Source organism: Mesorhizobium sp. M1D.F.Ca.ET.043.01.1.1, from assembly GCF_003952385.1.
Taxonomy (GTDB): domain Bacteria; phylum Pseudomonadota; class Alphaproteobacteria; order Rhizobiales; family Rhizobiaceae; genus Mesorhizobium.
This window is the reverse complement of the sequence record NZ_CP034444.1, coordinates 5,231,115-5,254,165: the sequence shown is the minus strand read 5'-3', so window position 1 is coordinate 5,254,165 and position 23,051 is coordinate 5,231,115. Positions and strand designations below refer to the sequence as shown.

Sequence of the window (23,051 nt, the reverse complement as noted above, 5' to 3'; positions counted from 1 at the left end):
GCGCAGCCGGGGCGCTTGACCTATATTCCGGCGATTGGCAGCCAGCGCCACGCAGATTGAAAGAACCATGAACAGCCTCGACCTTCCCGGACGCCCAGAAAACACCCGCGTCGTCGTCGCCATGTCGGGCGGCGTCGATTCGTCGGTCGTTGCCGGTATTCTGAAGCGCGAAGGCTATGATGTCGTCGGCGTCACCCTGCAGCTCTATGACCATGGCGCGGCGACGCACCGGGCAGGCTCCTGCTGCGCCGGCCAGGACATCGACGACGCCCGCCGCGTCTCCGAGACGCTCGGCATCCCGCATTACGTGCTCGATTATGAAGAGCGCTTCCGCAAGGCTGTCATCGATCCCTTCGCCGAGAGCTATGTCGCCGGCGAGACGCCGATCCCCTGCGTGTCCTGCAACCAGACGGTCAAGTTCGCCGACCTTTTGGCCACCGCGCAGGATCTCGGCGCCGACGCTTTGGCCACCGGCCACTACATCCGCTCGCGCGCCAATGGTGCGCATCGCGCGCTCTACCGTCCGGTCGATGCCGACCGCGACCAGAGCTACTTCCTGTTCGCCACCACGCAGGCGCAGATCGATTATCTGCGCTTCCCGCTCGGCGGTCTCTCCAAGCCGCAGGTGCGGGCGATCGCGGAGGAGATGGGGCTGACGGTCGCCGCCAAGCAGGACAGCCAGGACATCTGCTTCGTGCCGCAGGGTAAATATTCCGACATCATCGCCAAGCTGAAGCCGGAGGCCGCCAACCCGGGCGATATCGTCCACATCGACGGCCGCGTGCTCGGCCGCCATGAGGGCATCCTGCGCTACACAATCGGCCAGCGCCGCGGCATCGGCATCGCCTCCGGCGAGCCGCTCTATGTCGTCCATCTCGACGCCGACCGCGCCCGCGTCATTGTCGGCCCGCGCGAGGCGCTGGAGACGCACAGGATCTACCTGCGCGCCGTGAACTGGCTCGGCGACGGCCCCCTTACTGACGTCCCTGAGGGCGGGATCGAGCTTTTCGCAAAAGTCCGTTCGACCAGGCCGCCGCGCCCGGCCGTCTTGCATCACCGCGACGGAGTTACGTCGGTCGAGCTGGTCGACGGCGAATCCGGCATCGCGCCCGGACAGGCCTGCGTGCTCTATTCCGACGACGGCAATGAGGCGCGTGTGTTCGGCGGCGGCTTCATCGAGCGCTCCGAGCGCGGCGCCGAAGCCGAAGCGATGCTGTCCAGGCTTGCCCAGCGGCCCGCGCACATCCCTGCCGAGTAAGCGCCGCTTCGACCGGCCGCTTCAGATCAGACCATCTTCGTGATCGGCTCAGGCCGATGAGCCGCTATGCGTCACGGTACCGGCGGTGAGGATGCGCAGCACCCGGATCGCTTCCTCGCCGTCGGTGCGCGGTTCGGCGCGCGTTTCGATACACTGCACGAAATGCGCGAGCTCGCGCGTCAGCGGCATGCCTTCGCCGACCGCCACGTAAGAAGGCTCGTTGGCGGTGAAGGCCCACTGGCCGCTGTCCTGCCAGACCGCGTGCCGGTAGACGGCAAGCTTGCGCTCCCAGGGCTCGACGTCGTCGAACACCGCCATCGCCTTGGTGCCGACCACGGTGAGCCGGCGCTCGCGATAGGGGTTGAGCCGCGAGGCGAAGAGATGGCTGCGCACGTCGTTGGGAAAGCGCATGTGCAGATGCGCGAAGTCGCTGAGGTTGTCGAGCAGCGCCGCGCCCTCGCCCCTGACTTCGATCGGCTCCGTGCCGGTGATGGCGAGGATCATCGAGAGATCATGCGGCGCCAGGTCCCAGAGCGCGTCGTTCTCGGTGTGGAACTTGCCGAGGCCGAGCCGGTGCGAGTGGATGTAGCGTACCTCGCCGAGCTCGCCATTGTCGATCAGCGCCTTCAGCGTCTCGAAGGCGGGATGGAAGCGCAGCACGTGGCCGACCATGAAGACGCGGCCGTTCTTCCTTGCCGCCTGCACCGAGCGCTCGGCGTCCGCGACCGTCAACGCGATCGGCTTCTCCACCAGCACGTCCTTGCCGCCCTCGACGGCGCGAACAGCCGTGTCGGCATGAAATTGCGGCGGCAGCGCCATGACGATGGCGTCGACATCGGCGCGCTCGAAGAGCTTGTCCGGCTCTATCGCCAGGCAATCCTGCTCGCTGGCGAACCCTTCGGCCCGAGCGCGGTTGACGTCGGAAACGGCGTGGAGCGCGCCAAGCGCCTTGAGGGTGCGGATGTGGTTGCTGCCCCAGTATCCGCAACCGAGGACGGCGATGCGCGGCTTCATTCGTTCAAACTCTAGAATTTCATGGCCGAGACATAGCGACGTGCCCCGTCGAACTCAACCCCGATGCATGCCCTTCAGCGTCTGCCCGGCAAAGCTTTTCTGGGATGAGATTATGCCGATGCGTCCGGCTTGACAGCTTTGCCCTGCCAACCTTATATCCGCGCGACCTTGGCGAACGCCTCGAATTGCCCACGCTCCGTGTGCCTCTTCGAGCCTCTTCGCCGCTCCTGGCGGAGTAGCTCAGTTGGTTAGAGCACGGGAATCATAATCCTGGGGTCGGGGGTTCAAGTCCCTCCTCCGCTACCACTCAACAAAATCAGTAAGTTGGATCGCGCCAAGAGCGTCCTCCATCAGGACCGGGCTGGAGCGCGGGCAAAACTCCGCCCTCGCCGCCGCAGCGGCGTCGCAGTCCCGACTGGTCCTGATAAATGCCTCCGGGTCAGGCTCCTCCCGACCCCCATGCACGAGGAGGTTGCAGAAGCTTCCTGGGCTCGTCAATCTGGTTATAACCAGAAAACAGATTTTTTGGCGGACGCTTGGGATCAGGTGCGATCGACGCCGTTCACCGTCGCCGACGGCTGCTCGACCGCCATATGAATGCGGGCGACGGAGGAGTTGTAGAAGGCCTCGTAATATTCGAGAGCGGCGCCGTCCGCGTCGTAGGCGATCGACTCGATCTCGATCAGCGGGGTGTTGGCGGCGACGCCCATCTGCTCGGCCTCCTCCTTGGTCGGCAGCGCCGCGCGCAGCCAGCGGTCGGCGCGCTTCACCGTCAGGCCGAAGACCGCGCGGATGGTGCCGAAGATCGACTGGTTTTCCGACAGGATGTTTTCGAGGCCCGGCACGCGGTGCCCCGGCAGGCTGATGCGCGTCATGGTGATCGGCGTGCCGTCGGTCATGTAGACGCGGCTGATCCTCACCACGCTGCCGTTGGCGGGAATGCCGAAGACGCTGGATTCCTTCGCGCTCGGCGGGCAGCGGTAGATCTCGAGCGTGCGCGTCGAGACCTTGTGGCCCTTGGCGGTCAGGTCGTCGAACACGCCGAGATTGGCCGTCATGAAGTCCACATGCTCGCGGGGTGCTGCGACGAACATGCCCTTGCGCGCGCCATGGCCATCGAGCCCGCCACTAGGATGACGGTCAAGACCTCCAGAAAAACATACATCGGATCGGCCTTTCACCGCGGGAGCAGCTTCGACGACTTCGAGCGACGTCAAGATCGAACGTGATGATCCAAGCTGGGTTCCATCGAAGAAGAGGGGCTTGCCGGCGAGCAATGATGGAGGAGCCTTGCCACGGCTTTCTCGCACCAGTCGCACATGGCTCGCTCGATGCTTCGCGAGCCGGGCCGAATGGCGATCACTATACCAAGCATTGAACTCTGCCTGCTGCTGGGGGAATGACCGCTTTCCTCCGTTGCAGCGATTTCGAGATCGGTCGATGGCTGAGATGCTTTTGTACGGATGGTTCGACGGACCGTATCGTCCGAGGGTGACCAGAGTGCGTCTAACACTAACTTGATTAACCAAGCCAACGCACGATCTCGTAAGCGGCCATCGGGCGGTGAAAACCCTTCAGGGCCACGTCGCCAAGAGGAACAGCCTCGACCAGCTCTTCAACGGCGCTCAGGACGCGCTGGCTGATCAGGATCTGGCGCGGCTTGGCCTCCTCGCACAGGCGAGCCGCATGATTGGCGACGCTGCCGATGACCGCGTAGTCCCAGCGTTGATCGAAACCGATCCTTCCGATGGTTGCGTGGCCGCGGGCAATGCCGATCCCGAAGCCGAGCAAGTAGTCTCGCTTGCGCCACTGCTGCGAATGTTCGTCGATTGCGTCGCGCATCGCCGTCGCCATGGCGACGGCCCTCTCGCTGTGTTCGGCGGTGGGCAATGGATCGTTGAATACGACGACGATGCCGTCGCCGACGAACCGTTCCAGTGTTCCGCCAAATCGGGTGATCTGTTCCCCAAGGCAGCGGTGATACTCGCCGAGGACGGCCATTACTTCCTCGGGCTCGGCGGTTTCGGCGAACGCCGTGAAACCTCGCAAATCGCAAAAGACGACCGTCACTTCGCGCCGATGGCTTTGCAGCAGCCCCTCCCCGCCGCCGGCGTCGACAACGAGGTCGGCGACCTGCTCGGGCAGGAAGCGCCTGAGCCGTCCCATTCGCTCGATCTGCGCTACCTGTTCTGCGACCTTGTCCTCAAGCGAGCGGTTCCACCTGGCCAGTTCCCTGGCCTGCTCCTCGAGGCGTCGCGCCTGGCTTGCGACGATGTCGTTCAAAGCCTTCTGGCGCAACATCGAGCGCACGCGCGCCAAGAGCGCCCGGTGCTCGAACGGCTTGGTGAGGTAGTCGTCGCCGCCCGCGTCCAACCCCGCGACGACATCGCGGGTGTCTGCCTTTGCAGTGACGAGAATAACCGGGATCGATCGCAGCGCATCATCCTGCTTGAGCATGCGTACCACGCTGATGCCGTCGAGCTTGGGCATCATAATGTCGAGCAGGATCAGGTCCGGTTCCAATTCGCGGGCCTTCGAGAGGCCTTCTTCGCCGTCCGCGGCGGTCTCGACTCGATAGCCGTTTGCCTCGAGCCGCATGCGCAGGATTTCGAGATTTTCCGGCGTGTCGTCGACCGCGAGAATGCAAGGCGGATCGTCCAAGACCTTGTCTCCTTCAAGCAAGGAACTCGTGGATCTTTGCGAGCAGCTGGCGCGGGCTAAACGGCTTGGCGATGTAGCCGTCGCACCCCGCGGCAAGCGCCTTCGCCTCATCGCCTGACAACGCGTAGGAGGTCACGGCGATGATAGGGATATGCCGCAGCGCCTGGTCTGCCTTGATGCGGCGCGCGGCTTCGTAGCCGTCCATGACGGGAAGCTGGATGTCCATGAGGATCAGGTCGGGCCTGTGCTCGGCCGCTGCGGCGAGGCCGGCCGCGCCGTCCGCCGCCTCGATCAGACCATAGTCCGTGGTTGCGATGAGATCGCGGATGATCTGGCGATTGTCCTCGGTGTCCTCCACCATCAAGATGCGTTTGCTCATGCGGCCATCACATCCTCTTCCACACGGATGGGTATCTTCATGCGAAACGTCGAGCCCGAACCGAGCACGGACTCGACGTCGATGGATCCGCCGTGCATTTCCACGATGCGCTTGGAGATCGCCAGGCCAAGTCCCGTGCCGCCCTTCTGCCTCGTGCTGCTGCTGTCGACCTGCTGGAATTCCTCGAAGATGAGCAGTTGATCCTTGGGCGCGATCCCCGGGCCAGTGTCCCGCACCGCGATCTCGAAACGGCCGTCGACCGCAGCGGCAAGAATGTCGACGGAGCCGGCCTCCGTGAACTTGACCGCATTGCCGGCGAGGTTGAGCAGCACCTGGGTCAAACGGCGCTCGTCGCCGCGGCCGATCGGAAGGTTGTCGGCAACCTTCGTTGAGAGCACGAGGCCTTTCGCTTGCGCAAGCGGCTCGACAGCTGCAACGGTCGTTCGGACGATCTGAGCTACCGAGTAATCCTCCATCGCCAGCGTCAGCTGGCCAGCTTCGATCTTGGAGAGATCGAGGACGTCGTTGATGAGCCCGAGCAGATGTCGGCCGTTCGCCTGGACGCGCGCCACCGTTGCCTTCGCCTTCTCCGGCAGCTCGCCGTAGATGCCGTCGACCAGAAGCTCGGTGAAGCCCAGGACCGAGTTGAGCGGCGTCCTGAGCTCATGGCTCATGTTCGCGAGGAACTGCGACTTGTGGCGGCTGGCGGCCTCAAGCTCGCGACTTTTTTCCTCGATTTCGCTGAATAGTTTGGCGTTCTGGATGGCAAGAACCGACTGGGCCGCAAACGTCTCCATGAGGTGGACGACCTGCTCGTCGAAAGCGCCAGGCATCCGACGCCTGACGACAAGGGCGCCGACGATCTTGCTAGGCCTGAGCAGCGGGACGATCAGGATACCGCGATATCCCGCGTCGACGATCGTCTTCCTGACCAGGAAGGAGGACGTCGCCTCGCCGAGATCGGGAAACTGCACCGGCATGCAGCGCCCCGGAGCATCGCCGATTCCCATGTCAGCCAGACCGATCGTCTGGTGCGAGATCGCGGCGATCAGCTCGTCGCTCATGCCGTTGTTCGCGCGCGGGCGGAACTGCTGCCTCGTGCTGCTGAACACATAGATGGTGCCTGCATCCGTTTCCGACAGCTGAACCGCCTTGGCGACGATCGTCTTCAACACCGTGTCGAGATCGAGCGTCGAATTGACCGCCTTGCTGACTTCGCCGAGTGCCTCCAGTTCGCTGACCGAGCGTGCGAGCTCCGCCGTGCGCGCCTGCACTTCCTGATATAGCCGCCCCAGCCGATGGGACGCCTGGTTGACGTTGGTGGCGAGCACTCCGAGTTCGTCGCGGTTGGCGACGGTCACCTGCCGGCTAAAGTCACCGTCGGCGATCTCGCTGAGCCGTGCTTCGATCTTCTTGACCGGCTCGATCAGCGACCACGAGATGATGTAGCCAAGCCCCAGTGCCAGAAGGATGCTCGCCACGGAGAACGAGACCACCATCACCCGCGAAGTCCCGTACGCCCCTTCGCTGGCGTCGATGGCTGCCACCATGTCGGACTCGGCCATATTGACCAGCTGGTTGGTCAGCCGCTCGAGGCGGTCGGCCGACGGCATGATTGCGTCCAGCTGGACCTTGCGGGCGTCATCGGTGCGGCCGGCACGAACGAGCTCGGCGACATGCTTCACTTCGGTGGTAAGCTGGCCGTACTCTTGCCGGACCTTGCCAAGCACGTCCGCCTCGCTTTCAGCGACGAACTCCATGCGGTCGAAGTCGTAGCTGAACTGGTTGAGCTGGCGCAGCGCCGAATCCAGCGTCTGGTTGTCCTCAAGTAGAAGTGCGGTCGAGATGCTGTAGAGCTGGTTCGTGGTGTCGTGCTGGACCTGACGATAGGCTGCGATCTTGCGCTCCAGTTTGATCAGCTCGTCGGTCTGATCATTCACTCCGCTCAGCACCTGCAGCCCGACGGCCCCAAGCACGACCAGCAGCCCGACGATCGACAGGAAAGCGATCAGCAGCTTGGTTTGGACGCGCGCAGGGAACCGCGCCACCCAGCCGACCAGCCGGCCCGTGACATTACCTGGCCTCGTCCAGGAGGCTGAGTAGATCACTCCGGAACTCCTCAAGGTCGAACCGAGCGCCCAGATATTGTACGCGCAATGTGCCGTTCGGGTCTACGAGCGACGTCAGCAGGGTATGATCGATGTCGCCGTCTGCCGTCTTTCGCGCGATGACGCCATATTTCAGTCCAACTTCACGGACGGTCGCTGGATCGCCGGTCAGGAACGACCAGCCCTTCAGATCGGCACCGAAAGTCTCGGCATATTCCTTCAGCACTTCGGGTGTGTCGCGCTCAGGGTCGACAGTGATGGAGATGAAGTCGACCTTCGACCCGAATTCGGAGCCGAGCTTGTCCTGCACGAGCGCCATGTTGGCGGTCAGCATCGGGCAGACATCGGTGCAGTGGGTATAGATGAACGCGACCGCGACGACCTTGCCGCGAAAGTCATGCAGCGACACGCGCGCCCCATCCTGCGATTCCAGCGTGAAGTCCGACGCCGGTCCGATCATCGGCAGGCGCTCGTCGTGCGGAGCGTCATGCGCGTATGCGGCGCCCGCGATCAACGCCGCCAGCAGCGACAGCCGAGCCAGCCACCTGCTCACGTCTTCAGCTCGCGTTTGATCTCGTTGAGAAACTGCCAGTTCGTGAACCCCACCGCGCCGGCGGCCGCAGCGCCGGCCAGGAAATGGCGGCGATCCTGGATGATCTTCATTGAGAATCCTCCTTCTCGGAAAGTGCATAGGCGGGTCGCCTCACGTCCTCAGTTCCAGCTTCAGCTCATCGAGGAAACGCCAGTCGGTGCCCTGGGCCAGGAGCTGTTGGGGGGTGCTCTTGAGCATCCCGACCTCGTGGAGGCGCAAGGCGTAGAAGCGCAGCGTGTCCTCGGCGCTATACTCGCGCCAAGCGTAGGGGATCGCCTTTATCGCCTGGAGGGCATGATCATAGCGCTTGGTGTAGCCCTGTTCCACCAAGAGCTGCGCGGACAGTTCGGGCTTGCTGGCGCAGAAATCCGCCGCTTTCAGGATGGCACGCAGCGCGCGTTTGGTGGCCACCGGATTTGTGCGGACGAACTCCCGGTTTCCAGCCAGCATGCAGCAGAAGTATTGCGACCAGGGCCGGTCGATGGTGCTGCTGATCACCACATGCCCGATCCGCCGTTCCCGCATCTCTTGCGGTTCGGGGGGAAAGCCCAGGTAGGCATCGATCTTCCCCTCACTCAGGAGCCGGACAGACTCGGGTCCCGGATGCGTGACGAAATTTATGTCCTTATGGAGGTCGAGGCCCACGTACGCCGTCATAGCGGCGAGAAAGACGTATCGGCTGGAATCTCGCGACGGCACGGCCACGGTCTTGCCCTTGAGGTCGCGGATCGACTGGACGCGATCGTTCCCGAACAGCTCAAAGCAGCCGACGTGGAGTCCTCCCAGGATGACGATGGGATCCCCCGCCTCCAGGCGGAGAAGGAGCGGGGCGGCGAAATGATTGTTGAGGTCGGCTTCACCGGAGGCGAGGGCCGGTGCAATGTCCGCGGTCCCCTCTCGTTGGATATACTGCACGTCGGTGAACCCTTCGCTGCGCAGCAGTTCCTCGGCTACGTACTGGGGGGCCTGACAGATGCTGGGAATCCGGACGAGCCGGATCCGCGTCGTCTCAGGCGGCGGCTCGGCAGCGGCCCGGCTGGGGTGGGGCCAGCCCAGGAGCCCGGCTGTCCCCGCCATCGTCATCCCATGCAGGAAGCTGCGTCGGTTGAACCGTCCGGGGCATAGGATACGCATCGGAACCTCCCTTCCAACTGCTGGCCAGTTTGACGCCGAGAGCGCTGACCCTGGATGCTATGTCGTGCGCGGGCCCGAGCGTCGGCCATGCCGGCATGGCGGCCTTGGGCCACATACGTGCCAGTTGCTCATATCTTCAGCTCTCGCTTCAGCTCTTCGAAGAACCGCCAGTCGGTACCGTCGGCGATGATCTTCTGGGGACCCGACCCGATCATGCCGGCCTCCTGAAGCCGCAGCGCGTAGAATCTGATCGTGTCTTCCGGATCATATTCACGCCACTTGTTGTAAGGCACGTCCGTCATCGTCTGGAGAGCATAGTCGTAGTTGGCCGTGAATCCGTCATCGACGATCTGTCGCGCGACGCTCTCCGGCTCAGCAACACAAAGGTCCGCCGCTTTCAAAATGGCGCGGAGCACGCGCTTGGTCGCGACCGGGTTGCTGTGAACGAAGTCGGCGTTGCCGGCCAGCATGCAGCAAAAATATTGGGACCAGGGACGATCGACGGAGCTGTTGATCACGACGTGACCGACGTTTCGTGCACGCAATTCTTGAGGCTCCGGCGGAAAGCCGAGGAACGCGTCGATTTCCCCGCGCGCGAAGAGCGTCATTGGTTTGATGGTCGGGCTGGTAACCCAGTTTATGTCCTTCATTGGATCCAGCCCGACATAGGCCGCCATGCCCGTCAAAAATACATGCGGACTCGAGCCTAAGGCCTGGACGCCGACACTCCTGCCCTTCAGGTCTTTAATCCCGCGGATATTCTCGTTCCCGAACAGCTCAAAGCAGCCAGGGTGCACGCCGGCCAAGACCTTGATCGGACCCCCTGCATCCAACGTCACGACAAGCGGCGCCGCGAAGTTCAAAGTAAAGTCCACCTGACCACTCGCGACCGCGTCAGATTGCCCCGTGGCTGCCTCAGTCATCACATAGTGAACCTCGGTGAAGCCTTCCGCATGCAACAGCTGCTCGGCAACATATTGAGGCGCGATGCAGATGCCCCTGATCTTTGCAAGACGGACACTAGTCGTTTCCGGCGGCGGCTCTGAGGCGAGCGATTGCTGAGGCCGAGCGAGACTCAAGGCACCGGCTGCCGAAAGGCCAGCCAGAAAGCGCCGGCGACTCTGGATGGTTTGCATGTCGACGCCTCCCTTCGAGAGAAATGGGATCAGGTTTTCAACTCGTGCTTCAGCTCGTTAAGGAAGTTCCAGTCGGTTCCGTTGGCGATGATCTCCTGCGGGCCAGATTTGATCATGCCCGTCTCCTGCATGCGCAGGGCGTAGAACCGCAACGAGTCTTCAGGATCGAAATCGCGCCAGCGGTCGTACCGGATATCCTGCAGCGTCTGGAGCGCGTAGTCGTACGACGGAACGAAATCGCGATCGACCATCTGCATCGCCACCACCTGCGGATCCGAGGTGCACAGGTCCGCGGCCTTGAGGATGGCTCGCAGGACCCGCTTGGTCGCCACCGGGTAGCTGTTCACATAGTCGGTCGTCGCCGAGATCATGCAGCAGAAATACTGCGACCACGGCCGGTCGACCGCATTGTTGAGGATCGTGTGGCCGATCCCCCTGGCACGCAGCTCCTGCGGCTGGGGCGGCGTCCCGAGGAATGCGTCGATCTTCCCCTGGACGAAGAGTTCCGTCGGCTTGAAGTCCCCGGTCATAACCCAATGGATGTCATTTGCGGGATCGAGCCCGACATAGTTGGCCATGAGAGTGAGCCACACGTGTCGCGAGTTGTTGAAGCCGTCCACGCCCACCCTCTTGCCCCGCAAATCCGAAACGCTGCGGATGCTTTCATTGGCGATCAATTCGAGGCATCCCGAATGCAATCCGGTCAGCACTTTTATCGGGACTCCGGCGTCGATCGAGGCGATCTGCTTCGGTGGAAAGTTCACCGAGAAGTCCGTCTCACCGCGTGCGATCCACTCCGATTGGTCCAGGCTCCTGTCGCCCTCTATGTAGCGAACGTCGGTGAAGCCATCTGCGCGCATCAGTTCCCCGGCGATGTATGCGCCCGCCCAGCAATAGGAAGCGCCGACCCAGCGGGGCAGCCGGACCGAAGTTGTTTCCAGGGGTGCCTCGGCCCTGGCCTCAGGTGCGGTACCCAGGAAGCTCGCGGCGCCCACCGCCGCGGTGCCGGCGAGGAAATGGCGGCGGTTCTGGATGATATGCATGAGCGTCTCCCCGTGGATGTGGTTTACGTCTTCAACTCACGCTTTAGTTCATCGAGGAACCGCCAATCCGTGCCCTTGTTGATGATGGCCTGGGGGCTGGATTTGATCATGCCCGTCTCTGCCATTCGGAGCGCGTAGAAGCGGATCGACGCCTCGGGATCATAGTCCCGCCAGACGTCGTAGCGGGTGTCCTTCAGCGTTTGCAGCGCAATCTCGTAGCTCGGCACGAAGCCTCGCTCCACCAGCCGCCCTGCGGTCCATGACGGATCGGACGCGCAAAGGTCGGCTCCCTTCACGATGGCCCTCAGAACGCGCTTGGTCGCCACCGGATGTTTGTCCACGTATTCGGCGCTAGCCGAGATCATGCAGCAAAAATGCTGGGACCAGGGGCGGTCGAGGGTCGAATTGAGAATTGTGTGACCGATATTCCTGATGCGCAGCTCAGCCACTTGCGGCGACGTAAAGAGGTATGCATCGAACTTTCCGTCGGCGAATGCCTTCGTCGGCTTGTCGGGCTCGATCACCCAGTCGATGTCATTGGCGGGATCGAGCCCCACATAGGCCGCCATCAGGGCGACCAACACGTATGACGGCGCATCCAGGTCATGTACGCCAACCCGCTTGCCTTTGAGATCCGTGATCGTCTTGACCCTGTCATTGGCAAGCAACTCGAGGCACCCGACATGCAGGCCGCCGAGCACCCTGATGGGCACGCCGGCATCGATCGACCTGACGTGAACCGGCACATAGTTGATGCTGAAATCTGTCTCGCCGATCGCGATCCACACCGACTGATCGAGCTTGGGGTCGCCCTGTATGTAGCGAACGTCGGTGAAGCCGTCCGCTCGCAGCAGTTCTCCTGCAAGGTACAGGCCGGCCCAGCAGTAGGCGCCATTGATCCACCGCGGCAGGCGGACGGAGGTCGTTTCCGGCAGTGGCTCGGCCCAGGCCCCCGTTGCGCCGATTAGGCCCGCTGCGCCGGCTGCCGCAGCGCCGGCCAGGAAATGGCGGCGGTTCTGGACGATGTGCATGGCATCGCTCCCCTCTCGTGAACTGCAGGGCAATTCCATTCGGAACCGGGCAAAAGAGGTTCCGACAGAGGCAGTTCGTCTCGTGAGCGCGCGAGCTGTCTTCAGTGGAGCGCGCCCAGTCCAATGCGGGAGTCTTGCGCTCTCAGTCGCGGGCTAGTGCATTAGCAACCGACGATATGCGACCATACGCCCAATCTGCGTTCGTTGCGAGCGCGAAACTTAGCCGCGCCAAACATCCCGCGCGCCGCTGTCGGGAGATCGTCCGCGCGGCTGCGGAGGGTCGATTCGAGGTACATGCTGACGTTCCGAGTGAGGGGACCAAAGGTCAGTATCGGGTCAACTCGCGACTTCAGTTATCGAAACCGCCGGCGGAGCCTCTTTCACTACAGTAGGCCGTTACGGGTCGCGCCGCCCTAAACGCCGAATGAGCAGCCAAGTGGCTTCCTTTTGCCGCAGACTGCCGGCGCTCTAACAAGTGATTTCGATCGAAGCGCTGCATTGACGGTAGCGCTCCTCCGCTACCACTCAACAAAATCAGTAAGTTGGATCGCACCAAGAGCGATCTTCGCCGCGTGCCGGTCAATGTCAGGCTGGGCACGATCCGATCGGCCTCGCCTTGTGGCGGTTCAGCGCGCTCGGATCGGTCACGTCGAGGACACGGCCGTCGACGCTTGCGACGCCGGCCGCCTTCAGCGCCTGGGCGGCTGCCTTCAGCCCATCCGCGTTCATGTCGAGCAGGAGACGCGCGCGCCGCAATTGCCGAGCGCTCTGGCGGCCTCGAAGCCGATCCCGTTGGCGCCGCCGGTGACGACGGCAACCTCGCCTGCCAGATCGAATTGCGACCCGTAATCCATGCACGTCCTCCATCAGGAACCGAGCTGGAGCGCGGGCAAAACTCCGACCTCGCCGCCGCAGCGGCGTCGCAGTCCCGACTGGTCCTGATAAATGCCTCCGGGTCAGGCTCCTCCTGACCCCATGCACGAGGAGGTTACAGAAGCTTCCTGGGCTCGTCAATCTGGTTATAACCAGAAAACAGATTTTTTGGCGGACGCTTGGGATCAGGTGCGATCGACGCCGTTCACCGTCGCCGACGGCTGCTCGACCGCCATATGAATGCGGGCGACGGAGGAGTTGTAGAAGGCCTCGTAATATTCTAGAGCGGCGCCGTCCGCGTCGTAGGCGATCGACTCGATCTCGATCAGCGGGGTGTTGGCGGCGACGCCCATCTGCTCGGCCTCCTCCTTGGTCGGCAGCGCCGCGCGCAGCCAGCGGTCGGCGCGCTTCACCGTCAGGCCGAAGACCGCGCGGATGGTGCCGAAGATCGACTGGTTTTCCGACAGGATGTTTTCGAGACCCGGCACCCGATGCCCCGGCAGGCTGATGCGCGTCATGGTGATCGGCGTGCCGTCGGTCATGTAGACGCGGCTGATCCTGACCACGCTGCCGTTGGCGGGAATGCCGAAGACGCTGGATTCCTTTGCGCTTGGCGGGCAGCGGTAGACCTCGATTGTGCGCGTCGAGACCTTGTGGCCCTTGGCGGTCAAGTCGTCGAACACGCCGAGATTGGCGGTCATGAAGTCGACATGCTCGCGGGGCGCGGCGACGAACATGCCCTTGCGCGGCATCTTGATGATGCGGCCTTCGTTGGACAGCGAGCCGATCGCGGCGCGCACGACGGGGCGCGAAACGCCGAAGAAATCGCAAAGCGCCTGCTCCGACGGAATGCGCGAATTGGCCGCCAGCAGCCCGGTGTTGATCGCCTCCTCCACCTGGTTGCGCAACTGGACCCAAAGCGGTGCGGCCTCGTCGCGGTTGAGCTGGACCTTGGAGCCGATCGAGCGGAACGCCTCGGCAGCGGCGGCATCTTCCTGGTCGTAACGAGGACGCCCGCGCATTCTGGTCATCTGTTCCATTCGGTCTTCAACCGCCGCAAAATCATTTGCCGCGACTGAAAAAAGCGGCAGCGCCTCCCTAACGGAGTCCGCCCGCCATTTTCACGCTCTCCGGCAAGTTTCGCAACCATAGCATGGCGGCGGCCCCCATAAGCGGACCTGGAACCAGCAGCAGAAAGGCCCAGCGCCAGCCGCCGATGAAGTCGGCAAAGCGCGGCGTCAGCCAGATCGCGAGCACGGTCAGCGCGAAACCCAGCCCAAGCTGCACCGACAGCGCGGTGCCGACGAAGCGGCGGTCGCCGAGTTCCGTGACGGCGGCGGAGAATTGCGCCGAATCGCCGATCACCGAAATGCCCCAGACGACGGCGACCAGCATGAAGAGCCAGAGCGGACCGGCAAACAGGAAGCCCATCAGCAGCGCGCAGCTTCCCGAGACGATCATCATGCCGGCGGTGGTCGCGGTGCGGCCTATGCGGTCCGACAGATAGCCGCCCAACAGGCAGCCAAGGATGCCGGACGCCACGACGAAGAAGGTCGAAAGCGAGGCGGCTGCGACCGATCCGATCGCCTGCGCCTCGAAGGCCGCGCGCGTATAGGCAAGCAGCCAGGCCCACATGGCGTAAAGCTCCCACATGTGGCCGAGATAGCCGAGATTGGCGAGAAGCAGCGGCCGCTCGCGAAACACCTGACCGATGCGCGACGGTTCGAACACCGCCTTGCCGAAGGGATAGGGCCCTTCCCTTGCGAACAAAAGAAACAGCAGCGCACCGATGGCCGTCGCCAGGCTGGCGGCGGCAACCACCGGCCGCCAGTCGAACGACGTCGAAACGGCGCGGAAGAGATGTGGCAGCGCCGAGCCGATGGTCAGCGCTCCGATAACCGCGCCGAGCGCCAGCCCCCTGTCGCGCGTGAACCAGGTGGCGACGAGCTTCAGCGCCGGCGGATAGACACCGGCCAGCGCCATGCCGGTGATGATACGTGCGGCAATCACGCCACCCGGTCCGGGATGAAGCAGCAGGCTTGCGTTGGCGAGCGCGGCGGCGAGCGCCGCGGCCGCCATGAGGCGGCTGAGCCGCACCAGGTCGGGAAGATTGACCAGGCTCGCCGCCAGCGCGCCGATCACGAAGCCGACCTGAACGCCGTTGGTCAGCCAGGCTTCCTCGCCGGCGCCGAGCGCCAGCTCCTGCGTGAGTTCAGGCAGGATGGCGGTCGCCGAAAACCAGGTGGTCAGCGACAGCACGACCGCCAGGCAAAGCAGCGACAGCACGCGCCAGCGACCGCCGTCGGCGGCCATGCCAAGCGGGTTGCCGCTCACCGCTGTCATGCGCCTTGCAGCGGCACGGTGAAGACCGTCGCGGTGCCGGTGAGACAAAGCTCGCCCTGGCCGTTGCGCACGCTCGTCTCGATCTTGCAGATCGGCTTGTCGGGGCGCACTTCCTTGACCTCCACGCGTCCGGTGATCTCCTCGTCAACGCCGACCGCCTTGAGGAACTTCCAGGCGACTTCGAGAAACACGGTTCCCGGTCCCGGCAGATCCTCCGCGACCAGCGCGTTGAGAATACCAGAAGTGACGCCGCCCTGGACGATCAGCTTGCCGAACACCGATTTCTCGGCCAGCGCCCGGTCATAGTGCAGCGGATTGCGGTCGCCGGTGATCTCGGTGAAGGCTTCGATGTCGCTCATCCTCGTGCGGCGCGTGCGCTCGGCAAAGGCGCCGACCTGCGGACGGCCCTTCACCACGCCGACCCAACCGTCCTTCGTTTCGGTGCTCATTCCGGCCTCTCCTCTGTTTCGGTTTCGACTGGTTTGAAGGCCGGCAGGATACGGCCACCGATGGCCGTCGGCTCAAGCCGCAGCGCATCACCTACCTGCGGTTAGAGCATGATTCCGAACCGAAGGTCTGCGAAAGCAAAAAGCGGGAATGGCCGCTCCTCCCTGCCGTAGCCTCAAGCCAGATCGAACCGCTCCACGGCCCGCATGATGCCGCGCAGCTCGGCGAGGCCCTTCAGCCGGCCGATCAGCGAGTAGCCGGGATTGATCCTGGTCTTGCCGATGTCGTCGGCGAGCAGATGTCCGTGATCGGGTCGCATCGGAATGCGCCAGTCGGCGCGGCCTTCCGCGCGGCGCCGTGTCTCCTCCCGCATCAGGGCAAGGATGACATGCGCCATGTCGGTGCCGCCCTCGAGATGCTCCGCTTCATGGAAGGAGCCGTCATTCTCGATGGCGACGTTGCGCAGGTGGACGAAATGGATGCGGCCGGCGAATTCCTTGACCATGGCGACGATGTCGTTGTCGGCGCGCGTGCCGTAGGAGCCGGTGCAGAAGGTCAGCCCGTTGGCCGGGCTGTCGACGGCGCCAAGGATGAAGCGCGCGTCCTCCGCCGTCGAAACGATGCGCGGCAGCCCGTAGAGCGAGAAGGGCGGGTCGTCGGGATGGATGCACATGCGCACCCCTTCCTGCTCGGCCACCGGAATGATCTCGCGCAGGAACCAGGCGAGGTTGTCGCGCAATTCCTTTGGCCCGATTGCATCGTATTCGGCCAGCGCCTCGCGGAAACTGTCACGGTTGTAGCTGCGTTCGGTGGCGGGCAGGCCGGCGATGAGGTTGCGCTCGATCCTGTCGATCTTGTCGTCGCCGAGCTCCTTCAATCGCGCTTCCGCCTCCGCGATGCGCGCGGCGCTGTAGCTGGCCTCGGCATTCCCGCGCTTCAGCACGAACAGGTCGTAAGCCGCGAAATCGATCGCGTCGAAGCGCAACGCATAGCCCGTCGTCGGAAGGCGGTAGGCCAGATCGGTGCGGGTCCAGTCGACCACGGGCATGAAATTGTAACAGATCGTCGCGATGCCGGCCTTGGCCAGCGTGCGGATCGTGTCCTTGTAGAAGCCGACATAACGGAGCCGTTCCGGCGCGCCGATCTTGATCGAATTGTGGACGGGAATGCTCTCGACGACCGACCAGATCAGCCCCGCCGCCTCGATGATGCGCTTGCGTTCCAGGATGTTTTCCAGCGGCCAGGCGCGTCCGTCATAGATGTCGTGCAGGGCCGAGACGATGCCGGTCGCCCCCGCCTGCTTGACATGATCGAGTGTCACCGGATCGTCCGGACCGTACCAACGCCAGCACTGTTCCATCGCCGCTTTCCTTTTCGAGAAAGCCGCAACGTATTGTTGGACCACAATATGAGTCAATTAAATTTCCGCGCTCCGCGGAGCTGGTTTTGCCTAACGAGCATGGCGCACAGTTTCGGCCCTGAATTGTCCTAAGTCAGTTGTTTTCTCCAAACCTTGCGATATTGTGGTCCAACAAATTAGGAGGATCGATGCCGAAGAACGTCCATGCCGTGCGCGACAATGGCGCCGACAGCCGCGCCGGCGGCAGCTCGGCGGTCGACGCCGCGGCCGGGCGGATCCTCGACCTCATCCGCGCGCGGCAGCTGAATGTCGGCGACGTGCTGCCGACGGAGCGCGAGCTCAGCGAGATCACCGGCGCCAGCCGCAACACGGTGCGCGAGGCATTGCGCACCATCCGCACCTACGGGCTGATCGAGCCCAGGCCCCGCGTCGGCGCCGTGCTCGCCGACGGGCAGAGCATCGCCATCCAGAACTTCTTCGCCGCGCACATGGATGTCTCGCGCTCGTCCTTCGCCGACATCCAGGGCTTCAGGCGCATCATCGAAGTCGGCATCGGCGACCACATCGTTCTCAATGCCACGAACGCCGAGATCGAGGCGCTCGACGAAATCAATGCCCGGATCGTCGAGAGCCGCTCGATCGAGGAGGCCGCCAAGAACGATTTCAATTTTCACATGGCGCTGATCGGGCTGGCGGACAATCGCATGCTGACGGACATGTATTCCTTCCTTTCGCCAGTGATCCTGCGGATCATGGCCATCGGCAAGGAAATGCGCCCGGTGCTGGCCGACACGCGCGCCGCGCATGGCGAGATCATTGCCGCGCTTCGCGCACGCGACAGGCTGGCCTACGCCTACCTGGTGAGCCGTCACCTCGATTTCGCCCTGCGATTCCTGCCGGAAGAGCCGGCTTCGGACACGTGACTGAAGGAGCTCCCGCAATGAAGGATTTCGACGGCAAGGTGGCCCTGGTGACCGGGACGACCGGAATCGGTCTTGCAACGGCCAGGCGTCTCGCGGCGGGAGGCGCGGCGATCATCGCCTGCGGCATCGACCGCTCGGCCAACGCGGCGATGAGAGCCGAATTCGAAAACTCCGAAGCCGGCGCGCTGGTCATCGACACCGACGTCTCCGTTTCCAACCAGGTCCGCGACGCCGTCGCGGCCGGCGTCGAGCGCTTCGGCGGCCTCGACGTGATCGTCAATTCGGCGGCCGTCCATCCGTACGGGACCGCGACGACGACCGACTGGGAAACCTGGAACCGGGCGATGACGGTCAATGTCGGCTCCATCTATCTGACGGCGCATTTCGGCATCCCCGAAATGATCCGCCGCGGTGGCGGCGCCATCGTCAATGTCGCCTCGGTGCAAGGCTTCGCCTGTCAGCAGAACGTCGCCGCCTATGCCACGACCAAGGGGGCCATCCACACGCTGACGCGTTCGCTGGCGCTCGACTACGCGGCGGTCGGCATTCGCGTCAATTCGGTCAGCCCGGGCTCGATCCGCACGCCCATCCTGGAGAAGGCCGCGCGCGGCGAAAACGGCAGCGACGCCGATGTCGAGGAAGCCTACAGGCGCTTCGGCGCGGCGCATCCGCTTGGCCGCATCGGCGAGCCGGAGGAAGTGGCGGAGCTCATCGCCTTTTTGTGCTCCGCCAACGCGAGCTTCTGCACTGGCGCGGATTACAAGATAGACGGCGGCCTGACCGCCGGAATAGGCGTGAAGTAGGCTCATGAAGTTCGGCGTTGCGCCGCCGCCCGCGTCTGCATCCTGACAACTGTCGACCGCCAGCGATCACCCGAGAGGGGATCAGCCGTCCATGGACATGGCAATGTAGCTGCGATCAGCGACAGGCGAATCTCATGACTCGCCAAGAAAAATAGAACTTCAGTTCGAAAAAAGAACAAGCCGAAGTTGGGCAAAAAGAATTGCATTGGTTTATATTTTGATTCAAATTTTACTTATTAACTAACTATTAACGTATCGCTTAACTTTTTGATTTTTTTACGTATGGTGCCCATGAAGGGGGTAGCTTGAATATCGGAGAGTGGGGCGACTTCTCCTATGCGAAAAGTTTTAGGGAATTCAAAAAAGGATTTTGAACAAGACGGCGCTACGACCGGCGGACCGGATCCGCTCTATCCAAGCCAACCTTTGACGCCCGCGAAGCATGAGACCTCTCATTTCCCTCGGTTGCAGCATCAGACTTCGACCGGGCATACCAGCGTGAATGCCGTGGCGAAGCTGGAAGCAGCACCTTCCCGGCAGGACCTGCCTGCACTGCCGACGGTGCAGCTTGGCGGGCTGCCCGTCACCGTGATCGACCGGCAAGGCGCCGCCCGGCTGATGATCGCCGCAGCGCGGCAACACCGCCATGGCAGCCGCCCGTATTACTTCACCTCCGCCAACGGCGAGGTCATCGCCCAGGCGCGCGCCAAGTCCGAGATAGCCGCCCTCTTCCGCGAAGCCGACCAGATCTTCGCCGATGGCCAGCCGCTAGTCCTTGCCTCGCGCCTTTTGTGCCGCAGGCCGCTGCCGGAGCGCGTGGCCACCACCGATCTGTTCCACGACGTGGCAAAGCTCGCCGAGAACGAGGCGGCGACCTTCTATCTGCTGGGATCGACCGAGGCCGGAAACGCCAAGGCCGTGGCCGCCATCAGGGCCCGTTATCCGCGCCTGCGCATCGTCGGCCACAGCCACGGCTATCTCACCGGCGAAGCGCTCGAAACGAAGCTCGATGAGATCAACGCGCTTGCGCCGGACATATTGTGGCTGGGTCTCGGCGTGCCGCGCGAGCAGATTTTTGTCCGCGATTTTGCGTCGCGGCTCTCGAATGTCGGCGTAATCAAGACCTCCGGCGGACTCTTCGACCATATCGCCGGCAAGGTCCGCCGCGCCCCGCTCTGGGTGCAGAAGGCCGGCTTCGAGTGGCTTTGGCGCATGCTGATGGAACCGCGCCGGCTCTTCTGGCGCTACTTCACCACCAATCCCCGTGCCCTCTATGCCCTCTTGAGGTACTCGCAATGACCGCCGAACAATCGCTTCGTCCGCTGCCGGCGGGAACCGATACGGAGATCGCCATCGTCGGCGGCGGGCTCTCGGGAACGCTGGCCGCGACCTTGCTCGGGCGGTCGGGCTACCATGTCACGCTGATCGACCGCCACCCGGTTTTTCCGCGCGAGTTCCGCGTCGAGAAGATCGCCGGCGACCAGATCGACAAGCTGCGCCGGATCGGCCTTCTCGACAGTCTTTCCGCGGCGGCCGCGGCATTCGACGAGATCGTCAACGTGCGCAAGGGGCGGGTGCTCGATCGCACGCGCGCCCGCCACTACGGCATCTTCTACGACGACCTCGTCGCGGCGATGCGGTCGGAGCTGCCCAACACCGTGCGCTTCGTCGCCGGCAGGGTGAGCGCGGTGGAGGCCGGGCCGGAGCGGCAGCGTGTGTCGATCATCGGGCAGCCGGATGTGACGGCTCGCCTGCTCGTGCTCGCCACCGGCATGGGGGACATCCTGCGGCGTGACGTTGGCATCGAGCGCCGATTCGTCCACCAGCGGCAATCGCTGACTTTCGGCTTCAATGTCCGGCCGGCGGGCGCAGGAGCCTTCAAGCATCCGGCGCTGACCTATTACGGTGAACGCGTCTCCGACGGGATCGACTACCTGAACTTTTTCCCGGCCGGCGGGGTCACGCGCGCCAATCTCTTTGTCTTCCGGGAGCACACCGACCCCTGGGTCAAGGCGCTGCGCGACCGCCCCCGCGAAACGCTCATCGAAACGCTTCCCGGACTTCTCAAGACATTCGGCGACTTCGACGTCATCGACCGTGTCTCGAGCTGGCTCACGGACATCACCGTCGCCGAAAATTGCAAGCGCGACGGCGTCGTCCTGATCGGAGACGCCTACCAGACCTCCTGTCCGGCTGCCGGAACAGGGGTCAGCCGGCTGCTCACCGATGTGGAGCGCCTGTGCATGGTGCACGTGCCGCAATGGATGGCCTCGCCCGGCATGGCGGCGGCAAAGATCGCCACCTTCTATGACGATCCCATGAAGCTGGCGATGGACGAGCGGGGGCTCGAGCTGGCGAATTTCCGCCGCAGCCTGACCATCGACACCGACCTGCGCTGGCGGGCGCGCCGGCAGGCTCACTTCAGCCGCCGCCGCATCCTGCATGAGATCGACAAGTTCAGCCCGAGCTTCGCCGCCAGGCTGCGCGGTCTCAAGCGGCCGCGAGTCGAAGCCGTCACCTGATCGCGGCCAATCGGCCGGCACGTCGAAAACCGTCCTTGCATCAACCTGCCCGGTCCGGTTTTGGGACCGCGGGGAGCATTTTGAATCGCGTCAGGGACCCGGCGCGCTTCGATCTTCCAGATGTCAGGACGACTCTGCGGCCTCATCGGGGGCCGGCTGCACCATAACGGCAGACGGCTTGGCCTTCCTGACATGCGCCGCCTCCAGGATGCGCCGCGCCAGCGCCTTGGCCGCCGGCATTTTCTCCACCGTCAGATGTGCCGCATAGCCGAGCGGACTCCCCGCCCGGTAGACTTGCCACATCGGTGAAGGCCGGCCGCCGAAAACGCGCTTGTAGGGCTCGTCGCCGATGGTGAAATCGAGATAGTGGTCGCCGCGCTCGATGCAGTCGCGGGCGATCTGCTCGAACATCAGGCTGCCGATCGACTGCTTCCTGTAGCCGGCCTCGTCGAAGCCGCCGAGAATGACCAGCAGCGAGCCGCGGTGCTCGAGCCCGAGCGCGCCGGCGATCGCCCGGCCGTTCATCCAGAATGCGTAGGTGCGGGCGAAGCCGCCGCGCCCTTCATCGGCAACGGCCAGGTAGAAATCGAAATAGGAAGGCAGCTGCAAAAGATCGGCGGGGCCGTTGCTGCCGTCGAAGCGTTTGCCGCGATAGAGCTTGAGGGCATCGAATGTCGTGCGGATGGCGGCCGGACCGCCGACGCATTCGAAGCGCGCCTCGCCCATCCGGTTGAGCTGCCGGGATTTCTTGTCGAGCTCCTTGCGATAGGACTGGTCCAGCCGATGCTCGCGCCAGCCGGCGAATGTCGGCTCCAGCTTGCTGGTATAGGCGCTCATGCCCATGCTGTCGCGCTTGTCGACGCCAAGCAGGCGCTCCATCGCCAGCGAGCGGTCCGCCAGCTTGCCGATGCGCAGCAGATCGTATGGCCGCAGATGCCTGCGGATGGCGGCGACCGTGCTGTGGTCGGCAAGGATGCGGGAGAACGTCTCCTCGTCGGCGACGGGCGAGACATAGTCCGAAACCCGCATATCCGCGAATTCCACGACCTTCAGCAGCGTGTACCGGCGCCTCACCAGAGGCAGGACCATCGCGAGCTTTCCGCTTGCACGGGCGCGCACGACGACGATCAGCGGCGTGGCGCCGCCTTGCCGCACGAGCCTCTCATAGAGCTGCGCCAGCCAAATCGGATGCTGAAAAGCGGTCGCCGCCGAACTGGCGAAGAGCTCGGCGTATTCCGTCGAACGGAAATCGAACGCATCCTCGGCAGTGACTTCAAACATGTGATCCGAACCGGCGGGACTGCGGCTTATCGACGACGTCTTGCGTCTCAGGTCAAGATCGATCGCCGGGATTGTTGGAATCTTGGTATATGCGCAAAGTGCTAATCTTGCGTTGCACAGGGATCAGGCGCGTGCGCCAAAAG

The 23,051-nt window shown here is 63.7% G+C and carries 23 protein-coding genes and 1 tRNA gene; 6 read left to right on the top strand and 18 right to left on the bottom strand.

The window, feature by feature from the left end; genetic code table 11:
- Positions 1 to 67: 67 nt before the first annotated feature.
- Positions 68 to 1,258: a tRNA 2-thiouridine(34) synthase MnmA gene (mnmA, locus tag EJ067_RS25435; RefSeq protein ID WP_126087941.1), complete on the top strand. Its 1,191-nt coding sequence runs from the start codon at positions 68 to 70 to the stop codon at positions 1,256 to 1,258.
- Positions 1,259 to 1,306: 48 nt separating this feature from the next.
- Here mnmA and EJ067_RS25430 read toward each other — a convergent pair whose 3' ends face one another.
- The gene (locus tag EJ067_RS25430; protein ID WP_126087940.1) at positions 1,307 to 2,272 is read right to left on the bottom strand and encodes a Gfo/Idh/MocA family oxidoreductase; all 966 of its coding nucleotides are present in this window, start codon (positions 2,270 to 2,272) and stop codon (positions 1,307 to 1,309) included.
- 229 nt (positions 2,273 to 2,501) lie between these two features.
- On the opposite strand from EJ067_RS25430, the gene EJ067_RS25425 reads away from it, so the two are divergent.
- Positions 2,502 to 2,578 (top strand) — tRNA-Met (locus tag EJ067_RS25425).
- A 236-nt stretch (positions 2,579 to 2,814) separates the two neighbouring features.
- On the opposite strand, the gene EJ067_RS25420 is transcribed toward EJ067_RS25425, so the two are convergent.
- From EJ067_RS25420 to uxuA, 16 genes are all read right to left on the bottom strand, one after another.
- Positions 2,815 to 3,366, bottom strand: coding sequence for a UTRA domain-containing protein (locus EJ067_RS25420; protein ID WP_245468038.1), 552 nt, complete (start codon positions 3,364 to 3,366; stop codon positions 2,815 to 2,817).
- 427 nt (positions 3,367 to 3,793) lie between these two features.
- Positions 3,794 to 4,933: a response regulator gene (locus EJ067_RS25415; protein ID WP_126087939.1), complete on the bottom strand. Its 1,140-nt coding sequence runs from the start codon at positions 4,931 to 4,933 to the stop codon at positions 3,794 to 3,796.
- A 13-nt stretch (positions 4,934 to 4,946) separates the two neighbouring features.
- Positions 4,947 to 5,312 carry a response regulator gene (locus EJ067_RS25410; protein WP_126087938.1) on the bottom strand — a complete coding sequence of 122 codons (366 nt, stop codon included), beginning with the start codon at positions 5,310 to 5,312 and terminating at the stop codon, positions 4,947 to 4,949.
- Positions 5,309 to 7,420: an ATP-binding protein gene (locus EJ067_RS25405; protein WP_126087937.1), complete on the bottom strand. Its 2,112-nt coding sequence runs from the start codon at positions 7,418 to 7,420 to the stop codon at positions 5,309 to 5,311. The genes EJ067_RS25410 and EJ067_RS25405 overlap by 4 nt, the downstream gene beginning before the upstream one ends.
- Complete coding sequence (locus tag EJ067_RS25400; protein ID WP_189510096.1) at positions 7,386 to 7,973, bottom strand: SCO family protein; 588 nt, start codon at positions 7,971 to 7,973, stop codon at positions 7,386 to 7,388. Before EJ067_RS25400 ends, EJ067_RS25405 begins: the two co-directional genes overlap by 35 nt.
- A complete protein-coding gene (locus EJ067_RS34730; protein WP_189510093.1) occupies positions 7,970 to 8,083 on the bottom strand; it encodes a twin-arginine translocation signal domain-containing protein in 114 nt (37 codons plus the stop codon). Before EJ067_RS34730 ends, EJ067_RS25400 begins: the two co-directional genes overlap by 4 nt.
- 40 nt (positions 8,084 to 8,123) lie before the next feature.
- Positions 8,124 to 9,146: an ABC transporter substrate-binding protein gene (locus tag EJ067_RS25395; RefSeq protein ID WP_126087935.1), complete on the bottom strand. Its 1,023-nt coding sequence runs from the start codon at positions 9,144 to 9,146 to the stop codon at positions 8,124 to 8,126.
- Between the two features lie 128 nt (positions 9,147 to 9,274).
- Complete coding sequence (locus tag EJ067_RS25390) at positions 9,275 to 10,282, bottom strand: ABC transporter substrate-binding protein (RefSeq protein WP_126087934.1); 1,008 nt, start codon at positions 10,280 to 10,282, stop codon at positions 9,275 to 9,277.
- A gap of 29 nt (positions 10,283 to 10,311) precedes the next feature.
- Positions 10,312 to 11,325: an ABC transporter substrate-binding protein gene (locus EJ067_RS25385; RefSeq protein ID WP_126087933.1), complete on the bottom strand. Its 1,014-nt coding sequence runs from the start codon at positions 11,323 to 11,325 to the stop codon at positions 10,312 to 10,314.
- Between the two features lie 23 nt (positions 11,326 to 11,348).
- Positions 11,349 to 12,356 carry an ABC transporter substrate-binding protein gene (locus tag EJ067_RS25380; RefSeq protein ID WP_126087932.1) on the bottom strand — a complete coding sequence of 336 codons (1,008 nt, stop codon included), beginning with the start codon at positions 12,354 to 12,356 and terminating at the stop codon, positions 11,349 to 11,351.
- Positions 12,357 to 12,941: 585 nt separating this feature from the next.
- The gene (locus EJ067_RS34725; protein WP_189510091.1) at positions 12,942 to 13,112 is read right to left on the bottom strand and encodes a hypothetical protein; all 171 of its coding nucleotides are present in this window, start codon (positions 13,110 to 13,112) and stop codon (positions 12,942 to 12,944) included.
- On the bottom strand, positions 13,082 to 13,210 hold the full coding sequence (locus EJ067_RS35720) for a hypothetical protein (RefSeq protein ID WP_281058939.1): 129 nt from the start codon (positions 13,208 to 13,210) through the stop codon (positions 13,082 to 13,084). Before EJ067_RS35720 ends, EJ067_RS34725 begins: the two co-directional genes overlap by 31 nt.
- A 204-nt stretch (positions 13,211 to 13,414) precedes the next feature.
- Positions 13,415 to 14,269, bottom strand: a complete 855-nt coding sequence (locus EJ067_RS25375) for a GntR family transcriptional regulator (protein ID WP_245468037.1) — start codon at positions 14,267 to 14,269, stop codon at positions 13,415 to 13,417.
- A 58-nt stretch (positions 14,270 to 14,327) separates the two neighbouring features.
- Positions 14,328 to 15,572 carry an MFS transporter gene (locus tag EJ067_RS25370; protein ID WP_126087931.1) on the bottom strand — a complete coding sequence of 415 codons (1,245 nt, stop codon included), beginning with the start codon at positions 15,570 to 15,572 and terminating at the stop codon, positions 14,328 to 14,330.
- On the bottom strand, positions 15,569 to 16,021 hold the full coding sequence (locus EJ067_RS25365) for a MaoC family dehydratase (protein ID WP_126087930.1): 453 nt from the start codon (positions 16,019 to 16,021) through the stop codon (positions 15,569 to 15,571). The genes EJ067_RS25370 and EJ067_RS25365 overlap by 4 nt, the downstream gene beginning before the upstream one ends.
- A 173-nt stretch (positions 16,022 to 16,194) precedes the next feature.
- On the bottom strand, positions 16,195 to 17,379 hold the full coding sequence (gene uxuA / locus EJ067_RS25360) for a mannonate dehydratase (RefSeq protein ID WP_126087929.1): 1,185 nt from the start codon (positions 17,377 to 17,379) through the stop codon (positions 16,195 to 16,197).
- A gap of 188 nt (positions 17,380 to 17,567) precedes the next feature.
- Here uxuA and EJ067_RS25355 point away from each other — a divergent pair, with 188 nt between their 5' ends.
- The 4 genes from EJ067_RS25355 to EJ067_RS25340 all read left to right on the top strand — a co-directional run bounded on the left by EJ067_RS25355 (position 17,568) and on the right by EJ067_RS25340 (position 21,627).
- A complete protein-coding gene (locus EJ067_RS25355; RefSeq protein ID WP_126087928.1) occupies positions 17,568 to 18,302 on the top strand; it encodes an FCD domain-containing protein in 735 nt (244 codons plus the stop codon).
- A 17-nt stretch (positions 18,303 to 18,319) separates the two neighbouring features.
- Complete coding sequence (locus EJ067_RS25350) at positions 18,320 to 19,105, top strand: SDR family oxidoreductase (protein WP_126087927.1); 786 nt, start codon at positions 18,320 to 18,322, stop codon at positions 19,103 to 19,105.
- Between the two features lie 618 nt (positions 19,106 to 19,723).
- Positions 19,724 to 20,404, top strand: coding sequence for a WecB/TagA/CpsF family glycosyltransferase (locus EJ067_RS25345; protein ID WP_245468342.1), 681 nt, complete (start codon positions 19,724 to 19,726; stop codon positions 20,402 to 20,404).
- On the top strand, positions 20,401 to 21,627 hold the full coding sequence (locus EJ067_RS25340) for an NAD(P)/FAD-dependent oxidoreductase (RefSeq protein ID WP_126087926.1): 1,227 nt from the start codon (positions 20,401 to 20,403) through the stop codon (positions 21,625 to 21,627). The genes EJ067_RS25345 and EJ067_RS25340 overlap by 4 nt, the downstream gene beginning before the upstream one ends.
- Positions 21,628 to 21,750: 123 nt before the next feature.
- On the opposite strand, the gene EJ067_RS25335 is transcribed toward EJ067_RS25340, so the two are convergent.
- Positions 21,751 to 22,908, bottom strand: a complete 1,158-nt coding sequence (locus EJ067_RS25335; protein WP_126087925.1) for a GNAT family N-acetyltransferase — start codon at positions 22,906 to 22,908, stop codon at positions 21,751 to 21,753.
- Positions 22,909 to 23,051: the final 143 nt, after the last annotated feature.

Excerpts from the sequence above, each read along its gene's own strand:
- mnmA (WP_126087941.1), top strand. The coding sequence starts at position 68 with ATGAACAGCCTCGACCTTCCCGGACGCCCAGAAAACACCCGCGTCGTC.
- EJ067_RS25430 (WP_126087940.1), bottom strand. The coding sequence starts at position 2,272 with ATGAAGCCGCGCATCGCCGTCCTCGGTTGCGGATACTGGGGCAGCAAC.
- EJ067_RS25420 (WP_245468038.1), bottom strand. The coding sequence starts at position 3,366 with ATGTTCGTCGCAGCACCCCGCGAGCATGTGGACTTCATGACGGCCAAT.
- EJ067_RS25410 (WP_126087938.1), bottom strand. The coding sequence starts at position 5,312 with ATGAGCAAACGCATCTTGATGGTGGAGGACACCGAGGACAATCGCCAG.
- EJ067_RS34730 (WP_189510093.1), bottom strand. The coding sequence starts at position 8,083 with ATGAAGATCATCCAGGATCGCCGCCATTTCCTGGCCGGCGCTGCGGCC.
- EJ067_RS25395 (WP_126087935.1), bottom strand. The coding sequence starts at position 9,146 with ATGCGTATCCTATGCCCCGGACGGTTCAACCGACGCAGCTTCCTGCAT.
- EJ067_RS25390 (WP_126087934.1), bottom strand. The coding sequence starts at position 10,282 with ATGCAAACCATCCAGAGTCGCCGGCGCTTTCTGGCTGGCCTTTCGGCA.
- EJ067_RS25385 (WP_126087933.1), bottom strand. The coding sequence starts at position 11,325 with ATGCATATCATCCAGAACCGCCGCCATTTCCTCGCCGGCACCGCGGCG.
- EJ067_RS25380 (WP_126087932.1), bottom strand. The coding sequence starts at position 12,356 with ATGCACATCGTCCAGAACCGCCGCCATTTCCTGGCCGGCGCTGCGGCA.
- EJ067_RS35720 (WP_281058939.1), bottom strand. The coding sequence starts at position 13,210 with ATGGATTACGGGTCGCAATTCGATCTGGCAGGCGAGGTTGCCGTCGTC.
- EJ067_RS25375 (WP_245468037.1), bottom strand. The coding sequence starts at position 14,269 with ATGGAACAGATGACCAGAATGCGCGGGCGTCCTCGTTACGACCAGGAA.
- EJ067_RS25370 (WP_126087931.1), bottom strand. The coding sequence starts at position 15,572 with ATGACAGCGGTGAGCGGCAACCCGCTTGGCATGGCCGCCGACGGCGGT.
- EJ067_RS25365 (WP_126087930.1), bottom strand. The coding sequence starts at position 16,021 with ATGAGCACCGAAACGAAGGACGGTTGGGTCGGCGTGGTGAAGGGCCGT.
- uxuA (WP_126087929.1), bottom strand. The coding sequence starts at position 17,379 with ATGGAACAGTGCTGGCGTTGGTACGGTCCGGACGATCCGGTGACACTC.
- EJ067_RS25355 (WP_126087928.1), top strand. The coding sequence starts at position 17,568 with ATGCCGAAGAACGTCCATGCCGTGCGCGACAATGGCGCCGACAGCCGC.
- EJ067_RS25350 (WP_126087927.1), top strand. The coding sequence starts at position 18,320 with ATGAAGGATTTCGACGGCAAGGTGGCCCTGGTGACCGGGACGACCGGA.
- EJ067_RS25345 (WP_245468342.1), top strand. The coding sequence starts at position 19,724 with ATGATCGCCGCAGCGCGGCAACACCGCCATGGCAGCCGCCCGTATTAC.
- EJ067_RS25340 (WP_126087926.1), top strand. The coding sequence starts at position 20,401 with ATGACCGCCGAACAATCGCTTCGTCCGCTGCCGGCGGGAACCGATACG.
- EJ067_RS25335 (WP_126087925.1), bottom strand. The coding sequence starts at position 22,908 with ATGTTTGAAGTCACTGCCGAGGATGCGTTCGATTTCCGTTCGACGGAA.